At 67.3% G+C, this 5,120-nt stretch carries 4 protein-coding genes; 1 reads left to right on the forward strand and 3 read right to left on the reverse strand.

Annotation, left to right across the window (positions count from 1 at the left end):
* Nucleotides 1–100 precede the first annotated feature (100 nt).
* Nucleotides 101–1,390, forward strand: a complete 1,290-nt coding sequence (locus ACTMMA_RS18090; protein WP_441189508.1) for an ISL3 family transposase — start codon at nucleotides 101–103, stop codon at nucleotides 1,388–1,390.
* 15 nt (nucleotides 1,391–1,405) lie between these two features.
* Here the strand turns inward: ACTMMA_RS18090 and ACTMMA_RS18095 are convergent, their stop codons facing one another.
* The 3 genes from ACTMMA_RS18095 to istA form a co-directional block, all read right to left on the reverse strand.
* Nucleotides 1,406–2,593, reverse strand: a complete 1,188-nt coding sequence (locus tag ACTMMA_RS18095; protein WP_441191463.1) for a hypothetical protein — start codon at nucleotides 2,591–2,593, stop codon at nucleotides 1,406–1,408.
* A gap of 446 nt (nucleotides 2,594–3,039) precedes the next feature.
* Nucleotides 3,040–3,840, reverse strand: a complete 801-nt coding sequence (gene istB, locus ACTMMA_RS18100) for an IS21-like element helper ATPase IstB (RefSeq protein WP_441190556.1) — start codon at nucleotides 3,838–3,840, stop codon at nucleotides 3,040–3,042.
* Nucleotides 3,837–5,051: an IS21 family transposase gene (gene istA, locus ACTMMA_RS18105; protein WP_441190557.1), complete on the reverse strand. Its 1,215-nt coding sequence runs from the start codon at nucleotides 5,049–5,051 to the stop codon at nucleotides 3,837–3,839. Before istA ends, istB begins: the two co-directional genes overlap by 4 nt.
* Nucleotides 5,052–5,120 lie beyond the last annotated feature (69 nt).

A 5,120-nucleotide genomic window follows, 5' to 3' on the forward strand; every position in this document is an offset into this window, starting at 1 on the left:
GGCCCTTCAACTTTGAGCGTGGTGGGGCCCTGAGGTAGGGCTCGCGGCCCTGCGCCAACATGGGTGTTGTCTAGACATCCCATGAGCGAGGACCGCGAGCGTGCACCAGCCTACGTTCGACGTCGATGCGGCGTCGATCCTGTTCAACCTGTCCGGCTACCGAGTCGTCTCAGCCAGCCCTGCCGTCGGCGATGAGCAAGCGCGGCAGGTGGTGATCGAGACGACCACGAGCGAGGGCGCGTGCCCGTCCTGCGGGGTGCTGTCCTCGCGGGTCCAGGCTCGACCCATGCAGCACGTCAAGGACGTCCCGTGCGGCGGGGAGTCCCTGGACGTGCTCGTGCGCAAGCGGCGCTACGCCTGCCGGGAGCCGCTGTGCCCGCGGCGCTCGTTCACCGAGGAGACCGAGCAGCTGCCCGCCCGGGCCCGGGTCACGACCCGGCTGGCGGAGCAGGTGATCACCGCCTGTCGGGCCGAGCCGCGAGCGGTCTCCCGCGTCGCGCACGAGGCGGACCTGTCGTGGCCGACGGTAATGCGGATGCTCACCAGCACCGTGGACCTGGATACCGGCGTGGACCGCCGGCACGTCAAGCATCTGGGGATCGATGAGCACCGATTCCGCACCGTGCGCTACCTGCGCGATCCCGACACCCAGGCCGTGAAGCGGGTCGAGCCGTGGTCAATCGTGTTCACCAACCTGGACGACGGGGCCATCCTCGACGTCGTCGATGGACGCCGCGGCAAAGTCGTCACGTCCTGGCTGGCGGCCCGGCCGCGGTGGTGGCGCCGGCGCGTGCAGATCGTCGCCCTCGACATGTCCGGCGAGTTCCGTGCCGCCGTCCGCAGGGCACTACCGCGCGCCCGGGTCAGCGTCGACCACTGGCACGTGGTGCGGCTGGCGAACGAGATGGTCACCAAGGTCCGCCGGCGCCGGGTGTGGGAGCTGCACGAGCGCCGCGGCCGGGCCACCGACACCTCGTGGAAGTACCGCAAGCTGCTCACCTGCGCCGGTGATCGGCTCACGCTGCGTCAGCGGACCAAGCTGCAGCAGATCCTCGCCGAGGACGTTGAGCTGGCCGTCGCCTGGGGGATCAAGGAGCACGTCCGTCAGGTTCTCAGCGCCACTGACACGTCATCGTTCCAGCGGCACTGGGCCCACCTCGAGCGCGCCGTGCGCGCCACCCGCCTGCCCGAGCCCGCAGCGCTGTTCCGGACCCTGCGCGCGTGGCGGCGGGAGCTGCTCACCTTCTGCCGAACCAGGGTGACGAACGCGAGGACGGAGGCGGCGAACCTGACCGCGAAGACGATCAAGAGGGTCGGACGGGGGTACCGCAACCACGACAACTACCGATGCCGCATCATTGGCTACGCGCCCCGACCCATCGCGGCGTGAACACCCGCGCCACGCTCAAAGTTGAAGAGCCGGCTTCGGCGTTACGTCTTGCAGGACACTTGACCCACGCAATGCACGCAACGTCTTGTGCGCGGTGACCGGTCTACCCAGACGCCGCTGAGCCTGTTGAATGAGGGTTACGAAACTTTTCTCGCCCACGGCCGCATCCGCATACCCGCAAGCCTGTACAAGGTAAAAGATGTCCGTGAGGTCGTTGCCCTCCCATCTTGCTGTTGAGTTGATGATCTTCAAATAGGTCACCTCGCGGGCAAGGCCAAGCGCTGGCAAGCTGCTCAAGTCTCGGCGCGCGGGGCCCCTAAGCCACGAAGCGAACCCCTCCGTCGAACAGCCAACAGCTTGAGCGGCACGGGCCAGTTCCTTCCTGGCATCGCTCACGATCGCCCCGTGCACCGCAAGTTCGGTCAAGTGCTTTGACTTATTTGTCTCTGCCACGTGCGCCGCAAGTGCACCCCAGTGTTCCGCCCAATCGTCGGGGTCGGTTCGCGGTATGGCGTCCTCGTCCAGAAGGACCGAGATCGCGCCTAAGCTTGACGCGATCGCGCTCACACTCAGTGCGTACTCTGGGGGGAGATCGCCGCCAGGTTGGTCGCTTTGGCTGCGGGCTTGCCGCCAGGCCCCAGGTGCCAAGGTCCACGCGTCAGGGAGGGGCCACTTCCCCTTATCGTCCGCGAGTATGTGCTCAAACTCGGCGGCGCGCACCCCTAGCGGGTCCAGCATCTGCCACCCACGACTCAGGCTAGCGATCGTCACCGCCAACTGGCGTCGTCGCTTTTGGTTCGACCAGTGAGCGGTCTCATTCAGGATGCCGCCCGAGTAGGGCAGGACGACCGACCACGTCTTCACTAAGTCGATCAGCCACATTGCCGCATCTCGTTCTTCAGGCGGCAGTAATCTTTCTGGCTCGTGCTGGGCTAGGGCAAGCTTAGACCAGGCTTGTTGATCCAGGTACACCACTGGCCTCTCACGCAGTGGAGATGACTGGGCGGTCGTGGGGAGCTCAATGAAGATGTCTTCCCCGCGGTCGGTGGTCGCCACTACGCCGGGCTGTCCGAGCATGTGTACAGCGCGGACGATCGGTGACTCAGGTCGAGGGGCGGAAACTTGCTCTTCAATGTATTTACCGTCGGGACGGAAGAAATGCACGACGCCAGTCGCGCAGTCCCAGTCAATGATAATCGACATGCTTGAACCAGGATCCTTCGTCCCAGGCGATCTTTTCGTACTCATGCGCTGCTTTCGGTGACCATAATCGGTTGGTGCCTCGCACACCGACCACTGTAGTCCAGTCGGTGCCAAAGGTTGGCGTCCCCCTGCCCCCACATGATGGCGTCTTTGGTGCGGTAAGGGCGGGCACTCGTGCTCGATGGGCCTCAAGGGACACACGTCCAGGCGCGATGGTGGAGAACGTCCAACATTGCCGCCGCTCGGGCTACACACATCCAAGTTCGGGTCCCTCAACGGTGCCCGCATAGTCGTCGTCGCAGAGCGCGCATGCACTTGCGCCACCGCAGGTAGGGCAGCGGGCGTTGCTGGAGCCGCGTCCCTCTTCCCGATCCCAGCGCTCGAGGGTGGAGTTGTCGACGGCGCTCGAAAACTGGGCGGTTTCGGCGGTCGAAGAGTGAACGGTCTCAGTCTAGGGATTCCTGCTCGGCCTTGATGCTGGGAAGCGTCTCGACGCCGCGGTCGCGGAGCCGGTAGGAGGCGCCTTTGAGGGCGATGACGTCGGCGTGGTGGACGATGCGGTCGATCATCGCGGCGGCGACGATTTGGTCGCCGAAGACGCCGGCCCAGGAGCTGAACGGCAAGTTCGACGTCAGGATGAGGGAGGCGTGCTCGTACCGGGAGGAGACGAGCTGGAAGAAGAGGTTGGCGGCGTCCTGCTCGAAGGGCAGGTAGCCGACCTCGTCGACGATGATCAGGCCGTAGCGGCGCAGCCGGGTGAGCTCGGTCGGCAGGCGGCCGCGGTCGTGGGCCTCGGTCAGGCGGGTGACCCAGTCGGTGGCGGTGGCGAACAGGACCCGGTGTCCTTGCCGGGCGGCGGCGACGCCGAGGGCGGTGGCCAGGTGCGTCTTGCCCGTGCCCGGCGGTCCGAGGAGGACGACGTTGCGGTGCTCGGCCAGGTACGCACCGGAGGCGAGGGCCTGGATCGGGGTGCGGGCGCCGGGTTGGTGGTCGAAGTCGAAGTCCTCAAGGGTCTTGACCGCGCCGAAGCCGGCGGCGCGGATGCGTAGCCGGGCCCCGGAGGCGTTGCGGGCGGCGACCTCGCGTTCCAGGACCGCGGCCAGGTAGTCCTCGTGGGTCCACCCGCTGTCGCGGGCGTGGTCGGCCAGGCGGGCGGCGGACTCGGTGATCCGCGGCGCCTTCAGCGCCGCGGCCAGGTGGGTGATCTGCTTGAGCGACTCGCTCGCGGATGCTGGTTTGCGGCTCATCGCGACTCCAGCTCGCCGGCGTCGATCCCGAACGCCTTATCGTAGTCGGCCAGGTCCCGGACCAGGTCGTCGGCCTCGGGACGGGACCTGGGGTGCTGGTAGTCGCGCCGTAGCGCGGCGGCGGTCGCCACGTGGGCGGGGTCGGTCACGGTCATGCTCCGGGCCCACCGGCGTGGGTGCTCGGCGACCAGCCGGCCGGCCTGGCGGACCCGGATGGTGTCCAGGTCTGCGGCGACGTCGACCCGGGCCCCGATCGCGCGGGGGTCGACGGAGTAGTCGGAGGTGTCGACGCGCACGTAGTAGTCCCGGCCGAGGCGGACGTGGTTGCGCCAGCCCAGGTGCAGCACCGCCGGCGGCAGGGGCAGCATCGCCTCCTTGTCCGCGGCGAGCAGGTCCACCGGACGGGCCTTGATCGTGCGCACCGTCCGGGCGTTAGCAGCGGACAGCCAGTGGGCGAACTGGGCGTTGAAGTCGCTTGGGGACTCGAAGTGGCGCCCGGGCATGAAGGAGGTCTCGAAGAAGCGGTTGCGGCGTTCGACGATGCCCTTGGACTCGGGATCCCGCGGTGGTAGCAGCACCACCTTCGTGGCCAGCATCCCGGCGAACACCGCGACCGGCTCGGTCAGCTTGCCTCGTCCGATGCCGGGCTCGTTGTCCCAGATCAGCCGGCGCGGCACCCGACCCAGCTGATCCAGCAGCTCCCACGTGCCCAGGAGCAGGTCCGGGGTCTTTCGGGTCGGGATCATCCTCCCCAGCGTGAACCGGGAGTACCCGCAGGTCATGACCAGTACCGGAAGCAGGGTACGGGAGCCGTCCTCGAGCAGGATCTTGCGCGGCGGGAACCACAGGTCGCACTGCGCTACGTCCCCGGCCGTCCAGGTCAGCCGGTCGGCCGGGTCGATCGGGCGGTGGTCGACCCTCAGGCGGTTGACGTTGTCGCGGAACCATCGGATCGAGCCGGTCCACCCGACCCGTTCGGCCAGCACCGTCGCGGGCATGTCCGGCGTCTCCTCGAGGAGTTCACGCACCCGCGCCTCATACGGCGTGAACGACGTTGGACCCGCTCTTCTCTCGTACTTCGGTGGCCCGTCCGAGGCGATGGCGTTTATGACCGTCGTCCTCGAGATGCCCAACTTCCTGGCGATCCTGGCCTTCGGCACGCCGTCGGCGGCCAGCCTCCTGATCAGCGCCCAGTCCTCCATGGTGATCACACTCCAATCGTTGGCGGAGTGTTCACTTTTCGAGCGCCGTTACTGTCTAGTTTTCAAGCGCCGCCGACA

This window comes from Ornithinimicrobium panacihumi, from assembly GCF_052073805.1.
In the GTDB taxonomy this organism is placed as follows: Bacteria; Actinomycetota; Actinomycetes; order Actinomycetales; family Dermatophilaceae; genus Ornithinicoccus; species Ornithinicoccus panacihumi.